Annotated in this window: 21 protein-coding genes; 20 read left to right on the forward strand and 1 reads right to left on the reverse strand. The window is 40.4% G+C overall.

Features of this window, described 5'->3' with window-relative positions:
* The first annotated feature begins 14 nt into the window (after positions 1–14).
* The 6 genes from nikA (at position 15) to M313_RS0108485 (ending at position 6,364) form a co-directional block, all read left to right on the forward strand.
* Positions 15–1,547: a nickel ABC transporter substrate-binding protein gene (gene nikA / locus M313_RS0108460; RefSeq protein ID WP_010194218.1), complete on the forward strand. Its 1,533-nt coding sequence runs from the start codon at positions 15–17 to the stop codon at positions 1,545–1,547.
* Positions 1,548–1,612: 65 nt separating this feature from the next.
* A complete protein-coding gene (nikB, locus tag M313_RS0108465) occupies positions 1,613–2,563 on the forward strand; it encodes a nickel ABC transporter permease (RefSeq protein WP_010194219.1) in 951 nt (316 codons plus the stop codon).
* Positions 2,563–3,417 carry a nickel transporter permease gene (gene nikC, locus M313_RS0108470; protein WP_010194220.1) on the forward strand — a complete coding sequence of 285 codons (855 nt, stop codon included), beginning with the start codon at positions 2,563–2,565 and terminating at the stop codon, positions 3,415–3,417. Before nikB ends, nikC begins: the two co-directional genes overlap by 1 nt.
* Positions 3,414–4,241: an ABC transporter ATP-binding protein gene (locus tag M313_RS0108475; RefSeq protein WP_010194223.1), complete on the forward strand. Its 828-nt coding sequence runs from the start codon at positions 3,414–3,416 to the stop codon at positions 4,239–4,241. The genes nikC and M313_RS0108475 overlap by 4 nt, the downstream gene beginning before the upstream one ends.
* Entirely contained in the window at positions 4,238–5,008 is a 771-nt protein-coding gene (locus M313_RS0108480) for an ABC transporter ATP-binding protein (RefSeq protein ID WP_010194226.1), read from the forward strand. The genes M313_RS0108475 and M313_RS0108480 overlap by 4 nt, the downstream gene beginning before the upstream one ends.
* Before the next feature lie 21 nt (positions 5,009–5,029).
* Positions 5,030–6,364 (forward strand): MATE family efflux transporter, encoded by a 1,335-nt coding sequence (locus M313_RS0108485; RefSeq protein WP_010194229.1) that lies wholly within the window; start codon positions 5,030–5,032, stop codon positions 6,362–6,364.
* A gap of 57 nt (positions 6,365–6,421) precedes the next feature.
* Here the strand turns inward: M313_RS0108485 and M313_RS0108490 are convergent, their stop codons facing one another.
* A complete protein-coding gene (locus tag M313_RS0108490; protein ID WP_010194231.1) occupies positions 6,422–6,634 on the reverse strand; it encodes a CDGSH iron-sulfur domain-containing protein in 213 nt (70 codons plus the stop codon).
* A 167-nt stretch (positions 6,635–6,801) separates the two neighbouring features.
* Between M313_RS0108490 and M313_RS0108495 the strand changes: the two genes are divergently transcribed.
* The 14 genes from M313_RS0108495 (at position 6,802) to M313_RS0108565 (ending at position 16,735) form a co-directional block, all read left to right on the forward strand.
* On the forward strand, positions 6,802–7,137 hold the full coding sequence (locus M313_RS0108495) for an iron-sulfur cluster biosynthesis family protein (protein ID WP_010194232.1): 336 nt from the start codon (positions 6,802–6,804) through the stop codon (positions 7,135–7,137).
* Complete coding sequence (locus M313_RS0108500) at positions 7,134–7,382, forward strand: DUF2552 family protein (RefSeq protein WP_010194233.1); 249 nt, start codon at positions 7,134–7,136, stop codon at positions 7,380–7,382. The genes M313_RS0108495 and M313_RS0108500 overlap by 4 nt, the downstream gene beginning before the upstream one ends.
* Positions 7,383–7,670: 288 nt before the next feature.
* On the forward strand, positions 7,671–8,621 hold the full coding sequence (locus tag M313_RS23100; RefSeq protein WP_010194234.1) for an ABC transporter ATP-binding protein: 951 nt from the start codon (positions 7,671–7,673) through the stop codon (positions 8,619–8,621).
* Positions 8,622–8,625: 4 nt separating this feature from the next.
* Positions 8,626–8,931 carry a hypothetical protein gene (locus M313_RS0108510; RefSeq protein ID WP_010194236.1) on the forward strand — a complete coding sequence of 102 codons (306 nt, stop codon included), beginning with the start codon at positions 8,626–8,628 and terminating at the stop codon, positions 8,929–8,931.
* A gap of 86 nt (positions 8,932–9,017) precedes the next feature.
* Positions 9,018–9,200, forward strand: coding sequence for an ABC transporter permease (locus tag M313_RS0108515; protein WP_010194238.1), 183 nt, complete (start codon positions 9,018–9,020; stop codon positions 9,198–9,200).
* A gap of 196 nt (positions 9,201–9,396) precedes the next feature.
* Positions 9,397–10,182, forward strand: a complete 786-nt coding sequence (locus M313_RS0108520; RefSeq protein WP_010194239.1) for an ABC transporter permease — start codon at positions 9,397–9,399, stop codon at positions 10,180–10,182.
* A 17-nt stretch (positions 10,183–10,199) separates the two neighbouring features.
* Positions 10,200–10,553: a cupin domain-containing protein gene (locus M313_RS0108525; protein ID WP_010194243.1), complete on the forward strand. Its 354-nt coding sequence runs from the start codon at positions 10,200–10,202 to the stop codon at positions 10,551–10,553.
* Between the two features lie 47 nt (positions 10,554–10,600).
* Positions 10,601–10,798: an HAD hydrolase-like protein gene (locus tag M313_RS23105; protein ID WP_010194245.1), complete on the forward strand. Its 198-nt coding sequence runs from the start codon at positions 10,601–10,603 to the stop codon at positions 10,796–10,798.
* 84 nt (positions 10,799–10,882) lie between these two features.
* Positions 10,883–11,503 carry a signal peptidase I gene (lepB, locus tag M313_RS0108535; RefSeq protein WP_010194246.1) on the forward strand — a complete coding sequence of 207 codons (621 nt, stop codon included), beginning with the start codon at positions 10,883–10,885 and terminating at the stop codon, positions 11,501–11,503.
* Positions 11,496–12,269, forward strand: coding sequence for an aminoglycoside adenylyltransferase domain-containing protein (locus M313_RS0108540; protein ID WP_010194247.1), 774 nt, complete (start codon positions 11,496–11,498; stop codon positions 12,267–12,269). Before lepB ends, M313_RS0108540 begins: the two co-directional genes overlap by 8 nt.
* The gene (locus tag M313_RS0108545) at positions 12,266–12,766 is read left to right on the forward strand and encodes a GNAT family N-acetyltransferase (protein ID WP_010194248.1); all 501 of its coding nucleotides are present in this window, start codon (positions 12,266–12,268) and stop codon (positions 12,764–12,766) included. The genes M313_RS0108540 and M313_RS0108545 overlap by 4 nt, the downstream gene beginning before the upstream one ends.
* A gap of 428 nt (positions 12,767–13,194) precedes the next feature.
* Positions 13,195–13,659 (forward strand): NUDIX hydrolase, encoded by a 465-nt coding sequence (locus tag M313_RS0108555; protein ID WP_010194250.1) that lies wholly within the window; start codon positions 13,195–13,197, stop codon positions 13,657–13,659.
* Between the two features lie 63 nt (positions 13,660–13,722).
* A complete protein-coding gene (locus tag M313_RS0108560; protein WP_010194251.1) occupies positions 13,723–14,391 on the forward strand; it encodes a DUF421 domain-containing protein in 669 nt (222 codons plus the stop codon).
* A gap of 412 nt (positions 14,392–14,803) precedes the next feature.
* A complete protein-coding gene (locus M313_RS0108565) occupies positions 14,804–16,735 on the forward strand; it encodes an endonuclease MutS2 (RefSeq protein WP_010194252.1) in 1,932 nt (643 codons plus the stop codon).
* The last annotated feature ends 40 nt before the right edge of the window (positions 16,736–16,775 follow it).

The following is a 16,775-nucleotide window of genomic DNA, read 5'->3' on the forward strand; positions in this document are numbered from 1 at the left end:
AAGGAGAGAAAGATATGAAATCAAATAAATCACGATTATTTTCCATTTTCATCGTCATGCTATTAATCATTTCAGGTTGCAGTAGTGGAAATGAAAAGGAAACATCAAAAGAATCCGCTGAAAAGTCTGTAACGATGCTATTCAGTTTCGCTTCTAAAACAATGGATCCGCATCAGGATTGGATGGGGGTCCGTGCTGGAGTGGCAGAAACATTGGTTAAGATTGACGGAAACCTGGAAATTCAGCCATGGCTGGCAGAAGCATGGGAGAAAAAAGATGAAAAAACTTGGACATTTGAGATTAGGGAGGGTGTCACCTTCCATGATGGGTCGCCGGTGGATGGAGAAGCGGTGAAAGCTTCCTTTGAACGGGTGCTGGAAACAAATGAAGCAATTTCATCTAGTTTGAAAATCGAGTCGATGGAAGCGGACGGACAAGAAATAACGTTCGTCAACACAGAGGAATATCCGGCCTTTCTTTCTGAGTTAGTACATACAAATACCTCCATCGTTAAAGCCGATGCTGAAAATATTGGGGAGCAGCCGATAGCGACTGGCCCGTTTAAGGTCACAAGTTTCACCTCAGAAACGGAAGTAATTTTAGAAAGGTATGAGGATTACTGGGACGGAGCAGCAAAATTGGATCAAGTGAAAATCAAATTTAATTCAGATGGAAATGTTAGGGCACTTGGCCTTCAATCAGGTGAAGCAGATATTGCCTATCATCTTCCTCCTGAGTCGCTAGAGCCAATTGAAAGCAACGATAAACTAAAAGTAGAGTCGGTACCAAGCCTTCGTGTCCATTTTCTACTCTATAACAATGCTAACCCTGCATTGCAGGATGTAAATGTGAGAAAAGCATTGGACCTATTAGTGAACCGTCCAGTGGCAGTAGAGGAAATTATGAATGGTCACGCAACAGAGGCGGCAGGCCCATTTAATCCTGACTTTGCATTTGCGGGTGAAACGGAACCGACCAATTATAATCCTGAAATGGCGGAAGAGCTGTTGAAAGAGGCAGGCTATCAGAAGAACGCGGACGGAAAGATGGAAAGAGACGGAGAGGTGCTTACTCTTAAACTTGCGACGTATCCAGGAAGACCTGAGCTTCCTTTACTTGCTCAATACCTGCAAGGGGAAGCTGCATCTGTCGGGGTTAATATAGAAATCACCACCATTGAAAACATTGATAGTTATTTATGGGAGCAACAAGGTGAGTGGGATATGGTGACATACTCTAACCTGACAGCTCCTCGTGGGGATGGCGGTTATTTCCTTAATGTTGCTTATCTGCCGGATGGCGCGTTGAATCCGGGCCAAATTAATATTCCGGAATTAAACAAACTAACCCAACAACTAAACACCACAGCAGATCCTGAAAAGAGGGTGGAGCTCCAAAAGGAAGCAGTGAATATCATTCAGAAGGAGGTTCCTCATTCCTTCATCTTGCACCCGCACATTATCGTAGGAGTAAATGATAGAGTCAAAGATTGGGAGCCAGGATCAGAGGAATATTACCTAATAACAAACAAAATGGATGTAAAATAAAATGATGAAGTGAAAGTATCCTGGATGCTTTCACTTTTCTTCATGAATAGAAGTGGGTGGAAAAAATGCGACAGGCTGTATCTATTATTTCCTCAAGGCTGGTTCAATTGACTATTATGATTCTGCTACTTTCTTTCGCAACATTTGTCTTGATGAAAATAACCCCGGGAGACCCGGTCAGGACATTATTGAAAGTGGATGATGTTATATCGACCACAGAGGATAAAGAAAGGGTCATGAAGGAATATGGATTTGATAAACCGATTTTAGTTCAATATATTCAATGGTTATGGAATGTAGCGCAATTGGATTTAGGAGAATCTATTATCTCTAAACGGCCAGTTTTGGAAATCATTTTGGATAAACTTCCAGCGACCGTTGCCTTATCCGTAGGGGGGCTGATTGCTCTATTCATTATAGCCGTACCACTTGGTGTGATAGGGGCAGTATATGAAGGGAAGTGGCCGGATTTTATCAGCAGGTGGTTTGCCATACTCGGTGCATCCATTCCTAGCTTTTGGCTTGGCTTACTACTCATCTACTTTTTTTCATTAAAGTGGAACCTGTTGCCTGTTATGGGAAAGGGAACGCTTTCCCACTTTGTTCTGCCTTCTATCACTCTGGGGATCGCCATGGCGCCTTTATATATAAAATTACTGAGGGAAAGACTCGTTTCTACCTTGCAAAGTACATATATTGAATCAGCTTATGCCCGAGGATTAGGAAGGGGAAGAATCCTTCTATTTCATGCATTACGCGGTAGTCTCGTTCCCCTTGTCACTATGTTTGGCTTGAGTATTGGCAGTCTTCTTGGAGGGATCACCGTAATTGAGATACTATTCTCCTGGCCAGGTATGGGAGAAATGATTGTTCAAGCAGTGATGCAACGGGATTATCCGTTAATCCAAGGATACATTATGGTGGTAGGTGTCTTAGTGGTCATGACCAATTTAATGGTAGATTTGCTCTATTTGATTATAGACCCACAGATTAGGCATGGAAGGGAGGTAAGTTAATGGAAAGTATGACGATAAAATGGAAAAATAATAGTCTTCTTCGCAATCCTAATCTAGTGATTGGTTCCATTTTTGCGAGCCTCCTGGCTGGTGTCATTTTGTTTGGAAGCACAATGGCTCCCCATGATCCATTCCAAATAGATATGGGAAATAGGCTAAAAGAGGCTTCATCCATCCATTGGCTTGGAACAGATCAATTAGGCAGAGATGTCTTTTCAAGAATTTTGTATGGAGCCAAGTTAACTATTGGACTTGGATTGCTTGCGATTTTTCTTGCAATAGTAATTGGTGTGCCAATCGGCCTTCTCTCCGGTTACATAGGTGGGAAAGTAGATGCCGTTTTTATGAGAATGATAGATGGCATCTTGGCATTTCCCGATTTTATCCTGGCCATAGCTATAGCTGGAATATTGGGTCCAAACCTAACCAATATTGTGCTCGCCATCATTCTAGTCAGGTGGATCATGTATGCGAGAGTGGTCCGAAGTCTAGTTATGGCAGAAAAGGAAAAAGAGTATATTTTTGTGTCTAAGATTTCCTACTCAAGTACATGGAAAATCATTCGCATGCACCTTTTGCCACAAGTACTTCCGGAGATCATTGCGATGGCAGCCATTGACGTAGGTAAGGTGATCCTTATGATTTCTGCCTTATCCTACATCGGACTAGGAGCACAGCCACCTATTCCCGAATGGGGAGCTATATTGAATGAAGGGCGAGGATATTTTCAAGCAGTACCCTCCCTAATGATTTATCCTGGGCTTGCCATCATGATAACTGTCTTAACATGCAATTTATTGGGAGATGGATTAAAAGATCACTTTGACATTAGAAAGGGCAGTGATAATCGATGAGTGAACCTTTGCTTACTATTGAACAATTAGTCGTTGAAACACACAATAAATCAAAAGCAATAATCAGCAGATTAAATCTCCAGATTGCCAAGGGGGAAATGATCGGATTGATAGGGGAAAGTGGTTGCGGGAAAAGCATGACGGCTAGAGCAATCTTGCACCTGCTTCCAGGACAAATGAACGCAAAAGGTAAGATTCTCTATAAAAATAGAAATCTATTAGAATTGTCACATCAGGAACACCGAAAGCTTCTCGGGAAAGAGATAGGCATTATTTTTCAAGATTACAGAGGGAGTTTCACACCTTTTATTAAAATAGGGAAACAAATGGTTGAAACCATCCGGGCGCATCATCCTCTATCAAAAAAAGAAGCAAAAGTTGTGGCTTTGGATGTACTTGCCGAAACGGGATTAGAAGCGGAAAGAGTCTATAGAAGTTACCCTTTTCAATTAAGTGGAGGACAGGTACAAAGGGCTGCTATAGCGATGTCCCTTGCGTTAAAGCCATCGTTGCTAATTTGCGATGAAGTTACCACTGCACTTGATGTCATGAGTGGAGAAAAGGTATTGGATTATATTGAGAAAATGAGAAAAGAGACGGGATGTGCCGTTTTGATGATCACACATGATCTAACACAGGCTTACAAGCGGACGGACAAGATATATGTAATGGAACATGGTGAGATTGTAGAAAGTGGAACTCCCGAAGTGATTCGCTGTTATCACCAGCACCCTTATACAAAAAAATTATGCGGGTGTGTATTGGCTCTGCCTGGAGAAGAAATTGGGGTGGAGTCGAATAGGGAGAAGGTGATGTCCATATGAGCCAATTAATCGTAGAGAAGCTGACCATTAGTTATTCCCAAAGTGTTAAAGCCCTAGACAATGTGTCTCTCGCTGTAAACAAAGGAGAGTGTGTGGGGATTGTAGGAGAAAGCGGTAGTGGAAAGAGTACGCTTGCGAAGGTACTGTTGGGTCTTCAACCTTATAAGGAAGGTGACATAACATTTAATGGCAATTCAATTGTGCCAAAAAAGAAAGCGGAGTTGCGAGAGTACCGCAAACAAGTCCAAATGGTGTTCCAGGACGCTAACAGCACCCTTAATCCCAAGCTTCCAATTTGGAAAAGTGTTTTGGAACCATTAGATAATTTCAAAGAGGTAAAGCCTTCTATTCTAAATAGAGAAGAGACATCCCGCAAAGAACTAGCGATGTCACTCCTTGAAATGGTCGGTCTAGACGCACATTTGCTGGAGCGTTTTCCAGGCGAATTGAGTGGAGGGCAAAAGCAACGTGTCAGTATTGCCAGGGCACTAAGTCTAGAACCGGGCCTTTTAATTTGTGATGAACCTACGGCAAGCCTTGATGTTACCGTTCAAAAGCAGATTCTGCAGTTACTAAAGAATCTTCAAGAAAAAACTGAAATGACGATACTTTTCATTTCGCACGACATAAGAGCTGTCACCTTTTTATGCAACAAGATAATGGTCTTAAAAGATGGCATCGTAGTGGACCGGTTTCCGTTGGAAGACCTCAACCACTATAATCGGCATCCGTATACGAAAGCACTGATTAAGGCTGCTTCGTTTTAAGGACAGAAAGGAAAAGAAGGTATGAACACAGGAGTATTGAAAGAGAAAGCAGCCTTTAGTAACAGGCAGTATGTAGGACTGGCGTTTCCCCTCATTATAGCTGGAATTACCACGCCGCTAATCGGAGTGGTGGATACAGCGGTTGTTGGGAGGTTGCCTGATCCATCTTCAATAGGTGGAGTGGCAATTGGAGCTGTCATCTTCAATACGATGTACTGGCTACTTGGCTTTTTAAGAGTCAGTACAAGCGGCTTTACTGCACAGGCACAAGGTTCACATAATATTAATGAAACCCAATTAACCTTACTAAGGCCGATGATTATCGCAATGATTTTTGGCTTGCTTTTTATCATTTTTCAAAAGCCGATTTTACATATTGCATTAAATGTAATAGGAGGGAGCGATGCGGTATCTTCCTTTGCCTTCACCTATTTTTCCATTCGCGTTTGGGGTGCCCCGTTTATCTTAATGAGCTATGTGTTTATTGGGTGGTTAATCGGAATGGGGAAGGTACGGCTATCGCTTGCCACCCAATTGGTTATGAATGTGATGAACATAGTCCTTAGCATTGTCTTTGTAATGGTTTTAGGGCTCGGGGTGGCTGGAGTAGCCTATGCCACTCTTATCTCTGAAATAAGTGCGGTTCTCTTTGGTGGATTCATCATAGCCAGACATAACAGAATAGGGTTCTCCAGTGTAAAGCTTCGGATGATTCTAGATCCAGATCCTTTGATGAAAATGGTAAAAGTAAATAGAGACCTCTTCTTAAGAACAGTATGTTTGTTGGTTATGACCGGGATTTTTACATCCAAGGGTGCCGGTATGGGAGAGGTGACACTTGCTGCCAATTCCATTTTGCTACAAATTCATTATATAATGGCTTATTTAATTGGTGGATTTGCAAATGCATCCAGTATTTTGACGGGAAGGGCGTTAGGAAGCAAAGATTTATTCCTATTTAATAGAGCTGTAAATTTGTCTGCAGTATGGGGGTTAGGAACTGCTGTTACACTGGCTGTCCTCATGTTGCTATTTGGAGATAGTATTGTCGGATTGTTTACAAATATAGCTACGGTAAGAGATATGGCAATTGACAACTTGGTGTGGATGGTGATATTCCCTTTTGTGGGCTTTTGGGGTTTGCAACTAGAAGGGATATTTTCAGGGGTGACAGACGCCAAGTCTATTAGAAACTCTATTTTTCTTGCACTACTTCTATTTTTATTAGTCATATGGTTATTGGTACCTATGTTTGAAAATCAGGGTATCTGGCTTGCTTTTGTTGTATTCAGTCTGGGACGTTCTATTTTTTTGTTCCTTTACCTTCCAAAACTCCAGCGACTCCATTATTCATAATGAAAGGAGGGGAAAATGATTTCCCCTCCAAGCTTTACTGGTTACGGCTGCACCAATTTAGTCGTTCAGTACTTGGGCAGCCCGCACACAGGACTCGAAATTGCCTTTATGTGAAGCATCACAATAAGGAAGCTTTTTAGATAGGCCGCAACGGCACAAAGTAAACGCCGGCTTGTCCTCAAACTTGTTTCCCTCTGCATCAACTAACTCTACATCACCTGTTACACGGAACCCTCCGTTATCCATCACTTTAATTGTTACTTTTGACATTGGTAATCTCCTCCTTCTAATAAAGATATTAGTATCGTACCTACAATTATCCATTTTGACAACAAGAACTTATCCACTACCATCCTTTCCTAATGCCTTCTAGTTATACTAATGAGCAATATATGGTACAATCAGGCTAACAATGAAACATTTTGGAGGCATGAAACGTGAAAGTAACGTTCACAGAGAAAGCAACAGAAAGAGTAAAAGCAAAGCTTGAAAACCAAGAAGGAAAATGGTTAAAGCTAAAATATGATACAGATGGATGTGGATGCGTCGTCAGCGGAGTTTCCGCACTATGGATCACACCGGAAAAAGACGATGACGATGTGGAGCTAGAAACAAACATAGGACCATTATTAATGGAAAAATCAAAGCTTCTCTTTTTTGATGAAGACATGACAGTTGATTTTGTGGAAAGTGCTAACTGCTATATGTTGAAATGTCCAAGCCAAATTTTAAATCCACGAATGAGTTTATTGGTAGTGGAGGGAGCGAAATGAGCAATGGGGGCAAAATCAACTCATTAAAAAATGTGGCCCAATCGAAAACTTGGGCTTCATTTTTAAATCATAATCACCCATACAGCTTGTTGCACTGGTCGATTGGTGGCATTAATCATGAAGATAAAGATGTTTGGCTGCTTCAGGATGAAGTAACATTTGAGGTTCAGGAGTTTGAGAACTTGGATGTTGCTGTTGAATGGATCTCGGAAAATATGGACGGGATTACGGATGTGTTAGGCTGAATTCGGTTTAGTTATGCAGAAAAGTCGGAGAACTTTGTTCTTCGGCTTTTTTGTGTATTGCATAAAGTTTGGACAGTAAGTAGAGGACTTTGGCTTGTATTTCAAAAGATTCGGACCGTATTTCACTCCAAACCGACAGTAAACAGTGAGTTTTCGACAGTAAGTAATCTTGGTGGAAAAAAATGATAGAAAAATCCTATTTTCCCGGAGAAAATAGAACCAATTATTTACACCTCACCCAATCTTCTCTATAATCAGAGTTATAATTTTCAGAATGGGGCCAAAAATATGAAAAATGTAATTGAGGTTGAGAGTTTGTCAAGAATATACAAAATGAAGGGTGAAAAAAAGACGGCACTTAATCAAGTGAACTTCGAGGTCAGGGAAGGAGAAGTATTTGGACTTCTTGGACCGAATGGAGCAGGAAAAACCACCACGATAAAAATTTTGACGACGTTGCTTTTACCATCAACAGGAAGCGTCAAAGTACTCGGGTACGATGTGGTAAAAGAAAGCAGTGAAATTAGAGACAAAATTAATTTTGTCTACGGAGGAGAGCGGGGAGTTTACGGGCGACTTACAGCAAAAGAGTATATGCACTATTTTTGCACCTTATATAAGATCCCTAACAAAGATCAATCCCAACAGATTTCCCAGTTACTTGAATTAGTAGGGTTAACAGATGCAACAAACCAGAAGATACATACATATTCTAAAGGAATGGTACAACGACTACATATTGCACGATGCTTGATCAATGATCCGAAAATCATCTTCCTTGATGAACCGACAATCGGACTCGATCCAATTGGAGCAAGACTTCTCCGCGATATTGTGAAAGAACTTGCCCAAAAAGGTATTACCATCATTTTAACGACGCACTACATGCAGGAAGCAGATGAGCTGTGTGATCGAATTGCTTTTATTAAAAATGGAGAAATCAGTATGATTGGGGAACCGACACATATAAAAGAGAGTTGCAACCATCTAAAGTTGTTTGAAGCTACGATGCAAGTCTATGATACTGACAAACTAAAAGAGGATAAGTTCCTACAACAGGTAGAAGTGACAGAAATTAAAGCACCTTATTACTCTGTTATGTTTCAGGTGGAAGAGGAAGAAGCCCGTTTGGATCAATTGAAAGAATATCTCGCAAAGTATGGCGATGTCATTAAGCTTGAACGACGTGAGATATCGTTAGAAGATGCGTATGTTCACCACATGAAGGATGTGGGGTGACGCCATGAATTTTTTCTTCTTATTAGTAAGAGAGCTCAAATATTTTACTAATTTTCAAAACAAAATGTATCAGTTCTTACTGTTTTTCCAACCGTTGATGTTCTTGGCAATTGTCTATTTCCTGCAGCAGATGCGCGGTGGCGTGAATGTGGAAAAGTTTGTGGTGGCGTCTGCTTTAATTAGTATGTGGAGCTATGTACTTTACTCTTCTGGTTCGGCGTTGATTGCTCAAAAATGGAGCGACACGCTGAAGCTTTTAATTGCAGCCCCTGTATCCTTATTCCAAGTGATTCTAAACAAAGGCGATTAGTAATGCATTTATCGCTCTTTTGTCCATGATTCTAAGTTTCGTATACGCAAGATTCATTTTTCAATTGCCAGTTGGGATTCAGGATTATGGGCTTCTTTTTTCTTTCGGTACTAGTATTGTTGTTTTCCCTGAGTGTCGTTGGCATGATACTTGCCATCGTATTTGTTGCGTTTCAAAATGTATTTGATTATCAGAATTTAATCTTGATCCCGGTCCTTTTAATTTGTGGCGTGTTTGTGCCAGTCGACAGTTTGCCATGGGGTTTTTAGGGCCATTGCTTTCGTAATTCCTATGACGGTGGGGCATTCAGGGGGTACTACGAAACCCTTGCCTTGTCACCGCAAATGTTTACGACCATGGGAATTGCATTACTGATAAGTGTTGTGTTATTTTCTCCTTTCTGTTCTCATTATCAAACGAATGGAAATGGTGTTAAGAAATCATGGCAGTCTGGGGGCGATATAGATGATACTGCTAAACAAATTCGGTTTTACTTATCTATCTTATAAAGCTCTCTATTCGTTTCAAACACTGAGATTGTTTATTCTCTTCAGGGTTTTGGATCCTTTCATGCACTATTTATTTTTTGCCACATTAGTAAGTGCGATTGCGGGTCCTGAGTATTTATCCTATGTTGTCCTTGGTAACGTTGTTTTTTATACCGGCCGGACGATGATGATTAATTTTATGTCCATGTTCAGAGGGGAGAGGCAATATGGGACATTGGAGTTGAATATTGCCTCCCCAACTTCAACATTTGTCATCATCTCAAGAAAAGCAATAGTTCCATTACTGGATGGATTGTTTGTTTTTATAGTAGGGCTTATCATCGCGAGACTTTTGTTTGGAATTGAACTTCCGGTGGAGCAGTTTGGTTATTTGCTACTTCTATTTGTGGTAACCATGTTCTCTCTTTTGAGCTTTTCACTGCTTTTTGCATGTGTCAGTTTATTGTTTTCAAATGTAAACCTGTTTTTGAATTTCATGATTGCTTCGTTTCAGGTTTTCTGTGGAGTGAACTTTTCTGTCAGTCTACTTCCTGGACCGATGGAAGCCGTGGCAAGAGTACTGCCTCTTACTAATAGCATAGAAGCAATTCGGTCTATTTATCAGTTGGAAAATAACGCAATACGTCCGCTCTTGTTAAATGAGTTAATGGTAGGTGCGGCGTATTTCATCATTGCCCTCATATTGGTCAATGTGATGGAGCGACTGGCAAGAAGGCAAGGTGCTTTGTTTAAAAATGTGTAATATGAAAGGAGTAAGCAATGAAATTTTTTCGGTTTGATAAAGAAATAGGTTTCCCGATAAAACAATACGATTCACAGGGTGCCCATTTTATAAAAGTTTGTAGAAACAAGCAGGAGAATAGTATCGGATTTATTCAATTGGATGCTGGCGGTGTAGTGGGATATCATCAGGCAACCGTACAGCAGTTGTTCATTGTAGTCCAAGGAGATGGGTGGGTAACTGGAACAGACAGAGAAAAAACCCCTATAAAAAGTGGAGAAGGAGTCATGTGGGAGGAGGGTGAATGGCATGAATCAGGAAGCGAGAGCTGGATGCTTGCGTTGGTAGTTGAATCTGAAACAATCGATACCTCCCTTCTTCAAGAAAAATAGACAACCAAATTGAATCCTTGGATAAGACAGAACTTGTGGGGGAAATCGTGAAGAAGTACTCTATTCATCATGGTGCGGTTGTAGGGGACCGACTGTCAGATATAAATGCGGCAAAAGGAAATGGATTGACGGCAATTGGATCCAGGTTTGATTTTGCGCAGGAAGAAGAGCTGGCACAAGCGGATCTGGTGATTAGTAGTTTTGAAGAGTTGAAAGATGTAATAGGTGAAAAAGTAGTGAAGTAATCATTGGAAAATGGAACCTTTTCCCCTTCCATATCGTATTATTGGGACAGGAACAAACCAAAATAGCTTGTTAGGGTGATACATATGAAAACAGAAAAATTTAAAAAAGAATTGTTTAGTTGGGGGAAGGCATGCGTAATCGGCCTCTTTTTCGCTTTTCTTGTTAGTGCATTGGTTGTGCAGCCATTTACCGTTAAAGGGAGCTCCATGGAACCGACGTTGGATGGAGAGGATATCTGGACCAGTAAAGATGATGGTGATAAAGTGTTAATCTTCAAAAGCGGGTACATGGTGGGAATCGACCCAAAGTACAATGATATTGTAGTCATTGATAGTCGGGTGGAGCGCGAAAGAAGTCTAACAGATAATTTCAAGGAGAATCCATTAGTAAACGCGTTGCTGGACGAAACTCAGGGAAACAATTACTGGATCAAGCGAGTGATTGGTGTAGAGGGCGACAAGTTGGAATATCGGGGAGGAACCGTTTATAGGAATGGGGAGGCGTTGGTAGAAGAGTATCTACAAGAAGAAATGCTGTTTCCATTTGAAGAAGTGACAGTTCCAAAGGGTCATGTTTTTGTGATGGGGGATAACCGGAATGAAAGCAGAGACAGCCGTGAGATAGGCTCTATACCGAAAGAAAACGTGATGGGAAAAGTGGTTCTAAGATATTTCCCATTTAATCGGGTTGATACAGTTGAATAAGAATATGGAAAGCTACTTTAACAAATTAACCAATACTATCAAAGCCATAACAGACGAGAATTTTGTCGGCATTTACATCCATGGTTCATTGGCAATGGGTGGCTTTAATCCTGATCAAAGTGATGTAGACCTATTGGTAATTGTGAAAAATTCGCTAGACATCCCTACGCAATGCGAACTAGCAAAATTCCTGCTTGCCAATTCTAACTACCCATATCCTATTGAAATCAGCTTTTTAACACAAGATCAACTTAAAAACTGGACCCATCCAAGTCCCTATGAATTCCACTATAGTGAAGGATGGAGACAAGTCTTTGAAACAGAGTTGTTAACAGGTCAATACGAGGCAATTAACGTTGAGCATAAAGTGGACCCTGATCTGGCAGCTCATCTCAGTATACTCAATCATAGAGGCATATGCTGGGAAGGTCCTATGATAGATGATGTTTTTCCTGTCATTCCAAGCACTCACTATTTATCTTCAATCCTCGCAGATTATCAGGATTGTTTAAAAAACGTAGAGGCGGACCCGGTATATTGTGTGTTGAATTTGATAAGAGTGTATTGGTACGTAAAAGAGGGAATCATTTCCTCCAAACTAGAAGCGGGAGAATATGGGCTTACTTCTTTTCCACAAGAGTACAAAGAGACCATCCGGAAAGTGGTTGAGAGCTATCAAGGCAATAGAATAGGAGTATTTCAGAATGAAGAGCTAAAAAGTGTTAGAGATTACATACAAGGTGAGATAGAGAGGTCAATCATATGAAAATAAGAAACATACAAGACGAAGACTTTCTCCGCATATCCACTAACCTTAACACATGGTGGGGCGGGCGGGATATGGTCGACATGCTGCCACGATTATTCATTCATCATTTTAAAGACACGAGTTTTATTATAGAAGAAAACGAAGAGACCATCGGGTTTGTTATAGGCTTTATTTCTCCATCCAATCTACACCAAGCATACATACATTTTGTGGGTGTGAACCCTAAGGCACGTAAGGAAAATATCGGAAGAACACTTTATGAACATTTTTTTCAGGCAGTTAAGGAAAAAGGCTGTACAGAAGTGAGTTGTGTAACCTCGCCTGTGAATGCCACCTCTATTAAGTTCCATACTAGAATGGGTTTTACCATGACGGATGGGGACATGGTTATAGAAGGCATTCCGATACATCAGAACTATGACGGGATTGGGCAGGAACGGGTTGTATTTGTGAAGTCATTAGAAGCTTGGAGTGATACTCATTTCAAAAATTAAAATCAAACATATTTTTATTTTTTATATACTAAGTACCCTTAGCCTCATACTATTTACTACGGTGACCAACTTCAATTTAACAGGATATTCGTATCAATATCATGAAAATGGGGATCTAACCATTGAAAAAGGATACATAATAAAGGATCAAGTAATAAACACTCCCACCAATGAAGCAATACAAGCAATCGAGCTGATATCAAAAGCAAATGCTTATTGGAATGTGACATATGTATTTTGCTTGGTATTTTTTTTGTTGTTATTCAAAAACGCTTATAAGCCATTTAGACCTGAAAAAAACTGGAAAAGGTACGTAACATTCTATTCAATTGTTTTAATCGCATTTTTGGTTTGGATTATTAGCAGCCAAGTAACACTGACTGAACAAATTGCAACCATAATAAACGATCTCAAAGGAGGTGAATAAAGTGGATGTAGTTTTCCATACAGAAAAAGCTGTTTTCAATTACAGAGTAGCTGGAGTTTGGATTCAGGACGGCCGTATCCTCCTTCACAGAGCAAGCGAGGACAAAATCTGGTCGCTGCCGGGTGGAAGAGTGGAGATGAACGAAGCATCCCCCCTCAGCCTGCAACGCGAATTTAAAGAAGAACTGGATTTATCCGTTGAAATTAGAAGGCTGGTTTGGATTGTAGAAAATTTCTTTGAATACCGTGAGAAGAAAGTTCATGAAATAGGCTTTTACTATCTTGTTTCAACTGAAGATAAACAAGCTCTTCCCAATGGACCGTTTCATGGGGTGGAAGGGGAAAGGTTGGTTTATGAATGGGTACCAATCACTGAGCTAGAAGATGTAGTTTTATACCCCGAGTTTTTAAAGAAGGCGTTAAAAGAAATACCTGAAACCACCGAGCATCTAATAGTTAATAACTAAATCTCAGGATATTATCAATAAATCAGGACATCATATTTCGAAAAGAGATATGAGGAGTTAACCATGATTTTAATCCTGAAAATATTGACCATATACATAATTACAATTGCCATTATGAGATTGATGGGGAAATCTACTATCGTACAGATGACTCCGTATGACCTAGTGGCTATTATTATTGTGGGGACGGTAGCATCAGAACCGCTAATCAGTACTAAATATCTACCAACGCTCGGTGCTCTCGCTGTACTCGTTACGATACATATAATATTCTCAAAACTGACCCTTTGGCAATGGGGCAACCGGTTCTTTTTGGGAGAACCTACCATCCTCATCAAGCATGGTCAAATTGTTGAAGATAATATGGAAAAATCAATGGTTTCCATCGCACAACTGCTTTCCATACTAAGAAGTAAAGGGTACCCGAAAATCTCTGACATTGACTATGCCATTTTAGAACCGATTGGGGAGATAAGCATCATTCCAAAGCCGGAAAACACCCCTGTGACAGTACAGCATCTGGAAATATCAATTGATGATGAGGGACTTCCAATCTCAGTTATCATTGATGGGAAAATTCAAGAAAAGAATCTAAAGCTGCTGGACAGATCTAAGGAGTGGCTGCTAGACCATTTAACAGTCCGGCAAATCGATGTGAAGGATATCCTCTATGCCTATGTTAATGAGAAAACAAAGAAACTAATTATTAATAAACGGAATAACATACAATAATAGGCGTGACTTTCAAAAGCGCATCCATTATAATGGAAGTATCTTCAAACAGAAGGAGTTTGTTTTATGGAAAAGGTAGTTCTTAACTAAACGTAATCAAATACGTGCGATATGAGGAAAAGTTCGACCAATGTCGAGCTCTGTTTGAGTACGCTTTTTTTCTCATAGCGAAATGTTAAGAACACGGGTTTGCGCCTGCTCCATAAAATGATAGTTACAGCATGAGTATAGGTATTTTTCTACTTATCGTGCTTTCAATTTTAAAACTACCATTCAAAACGCAAAGGACGAGTGTTGTTCTTTGTGTTTTTTTATATGTAAAAAATTATTATGGCCCTGCTCTTATCATTTCCTCGCACGGTTTTAGTGGCTACATCCCCAAACTGCTTACTAATTACTAGGAGGAAAAACGATGAATAACGAAACAATGAAAGTTTTACAATTTACAGATTTAAAGAAAGACGTGGCATCTTTTGCACTATCAGAGCCGGGTAAAAACGCTGTTTTGACATTGGGACCATCCGTAAATAAAAGACAGATTGAAGCATGGTTAAACGAGGTAACAGAAGGAAAGAAGATACTTGCCATTAGTTCAAGCGTACCCATTCACGGTCTTCACGGAATTGAGTACATTCTAAAAAATCTGCACAAGGGAATTGCATTCAGGCCAGATCAGCTGATGGGTCTACATGATTTCTTGGATACCATTGAAAAGCTCAAACGTTTTATGAAAGACAAGGAATATGTTGCACCTGTCATCACAAGCTACATCTACTCTGTTACAGAGCTTTCTCATGTAGCAGAAGAGATAATTCGCTGCATTCGAAATGGAAGAGTGGACGATTACGCGAGCAAGGAGCTGCTGAAAGTAAGAAAGCAGATAGCTACCTTGGAGGAACGTATTAAGAACCGTATCGAGCAGCTTGTCAAGTCCACCAAATACAGTAAGTATCTACAAGAAAACCTGGTAAGTACCAGAAACGGTAGGTATGTCATTCCGGTCAAAAAAGAATACAAAAATAATATAAAGGGCTCGGTTCTAGATGTTTCTGCTTCCGGATCCACTGTGTACATGGAGCCAGAAGAAATAAGCATCATCCAGGATTCCATCAGTATGCTGAAGTTTCAAGAAGAGGCAGAGGAAGAGCAAATCCTTTTTGCGCTGACTGGATTAGTCCAAGAGCATGAAAAAGAAATCAAATTGGCGATGGATTTAATGGTCAGCTATGATGTGATTTTTGCAAAGGCAAAGCACAGCTTATTGATGAATGGCACCTCTCCACAAATAAATGAACACCATGTAATTCGATTGGAAGGCGCGAGACATCCGTTACTAGGGAAAAATGCAGTACCTTTAAACTTGGTCATCGGTGAGGATTATGATGCGCTCGTTATTACAGGTCCCAATACCGGTGGAAAAACAGTGACGATTAAAACGGTGGGACTTTTGACTTTGATGGCCCAATGTGGCATGCATATCCCAGCAGAAAAAGGAAGCGAGATAGCAATTTTCCATAAGGTATTGGTGGATATCGGGGACGGGCAAAGTATTGAACAGTCGTTAAGTACCTTTTCTTCCAGAGTGAAAAACATTATTGGAATTTTGGCAGAGTCTACACCTCAGACATTGGTGCTGCTTGATGAACTTGGTTCCGGAACAGACCCGGCAGAGGGGATGGGGCTTGCAACTTCTATTTTAGAAGAATTGTATAACAAGGGAACGACAATGTTGGCCACCACTCACTATAGTGAAATAAAGGAGTTTGCGAATGAACAGAAAGGTTTCTGTAACGGATCGATGGAATTTAATGTGGAGACGCTTAAACCGACATATCGACTTATCGTTGGAAAAGGAGGGGACAGTCAAGCGTTTGCCATTGCATTGCGTCTAGGCATGCACCCCAAGTTGATAGAGCGGGCGCACCAGATAACGTATAAAGAAACGAAAGATTACAGCGATAAATCGGATAAACCAAGACATGAGCTAGACAGGCAACTAGCGATGAATCAAAAGTATGTGAGAAAAATGAAGCATCCAGAAAAAGAAAAAACAAAACATGAAATCACTTTCAAAAAGGGGGACAATGTAAAGATCCCATCTATCGGTGAGTTTGGTATCGTCTATAAACCGGCTGATGAGAAAGGGGATGTGCAAGTAATGGTAAAAGGGAGCCTAGAAACTTTTAACCATAAACGGCTCTCCCTTTATATCAAAGCGGAGGATTTATATACGGAAGATTATGATATGGACGTTGTGTTTGAATCCAAAGAAAATCGCAAACTTCGAAATAAAATGAAGAAACATCATGTGGATGAGGTGATCTTAGAGGAGTCAGACGACTGATATTTAGGGGATGTAAAGCGTACGTAAACAATGTTTAAAT

This window comes from Bacillus sp. m3-13 (assembly GCF_000175075.1).
Classification (GTDB): domain Bacteria; phylum Bacillota; class Bacilli; order Bacillales; family Bacillaceae_I; genus Sutcliffiella_A; species Sutcliffiella_A horikoshii_C.

Bases quoted from the DNA above. Each gene is read 5' to 3' on its own strand.
- M313_RS0108545 (WP_010194248.1), top strand. From the start codon at position 12,266: ATGAAAATAAGAAACATACAAGACGAAGACTTTCTCCGCATATCCACT.
- M313_RS23100 (WP_010194234.1), top strand. From the start codon at position 7,671: ATGAAAAATGTAATTGAGGTTGAGAGTTTGTCAAGAATATACAAAATG.
- M313_RS0108560 (WP_010194251.1), top strand. From the start codon at position 13,723: ATGATTTTAATCCTGAAAATATTGACCATATACATAATTACAATTGCC.
- M313_RS0108480 (WP_010194226.1), top strand. From the start codon at position 4,238: ATGAGCCAATTAATCGTAGAGAAGCTGACCATTAGTTATTCCCAAAGT.
- M313_RS0108515 (WP_010194238.1), top strand. From the start codon at position 9,018: ATGGGCTTCTTTTTTCTTTCGGTACTAGTATTGTTGTTTTCCCTGAGT.
- M313_RS0108475 (WP_010194223.1), top strand. From the start codon at position 3,414: ATGAGTGAACCTTTGCTTACTATTGAACAATTAGTCGTTGAAACACAC.
- nikB (WP_010194219.1), top strand. From the start codon at position 1,613: ATGCGACAGGCTGTATCTATTATTTCCTCAAGGCTGGTTCAATTGACT.
- M313_RS0108525 (WP_010194243.1), top strand. From the start codon at position 10,200: ATGAAATTTTTTCGGTTTGATAAAGAAATAGGTTTCCCGATAAAACAA.
- lepB (WP_010194246.1), top strand. From the start codon at position 10,883: ATGAAAACAGAAAAATTTAAAAAAGAATTGTTTAGTTGGGGGAAGGCA.
- nikA (WP_010194218.1), top strand. From the start codon at position 15: ATGAAATCAAATAAATCACGATTATTTTCCATTTTCATCGTCATGCTA.
- M313_RS0108485 (WP_010194229.1), top strand. From the start codon at position 5,030: ATGAACACAGGAGTATTGAAAGAGAAAGCAGCCTTTAGTAACAGGCAG.
- M313_RS0108510 (WP_010194236.1), top strand. From the start codon at position 8,626: ATGAATTTTTTCTTCTTATTAGTAAGAGAGCTCAAATATTTTACTAAT.
- M313_RS0108500 (WP_010194233.1), top strand. From the start codon at position 7,134: ATGAGCAATGGGGGCAAAATCAACTCATTAAAAAATGTGGCCCAATCG.
- M313_RS0108565 (WP_010194252.1), top strand. From the start codon at position 14,804: ATGAATAACGAAACAATGAAAGTTTTACAATTTACAGATTTAAAGAAA.
- nikC (WP_010194220.1), top strand. From the start codon at position 2,563: ATGGAAAGTATGACGATAAAATGGAAAAATAATAGTCTTCTTCGCAAT.
- M313_RS0108490 (WP_010194231.1), bottom strand. From the start codon at position 6,634: ATGTCAAAAGTAACAATTAAAGTGATGGATAACGGAGGGTTCCGTGTA.
- M313_RS0108520 (WP_010194239.1), top strand. From the start codon at position 9,397: ATGATACTGCTAAACAAATTCGGTTTTACTTATCTATCTTATAAAGCT.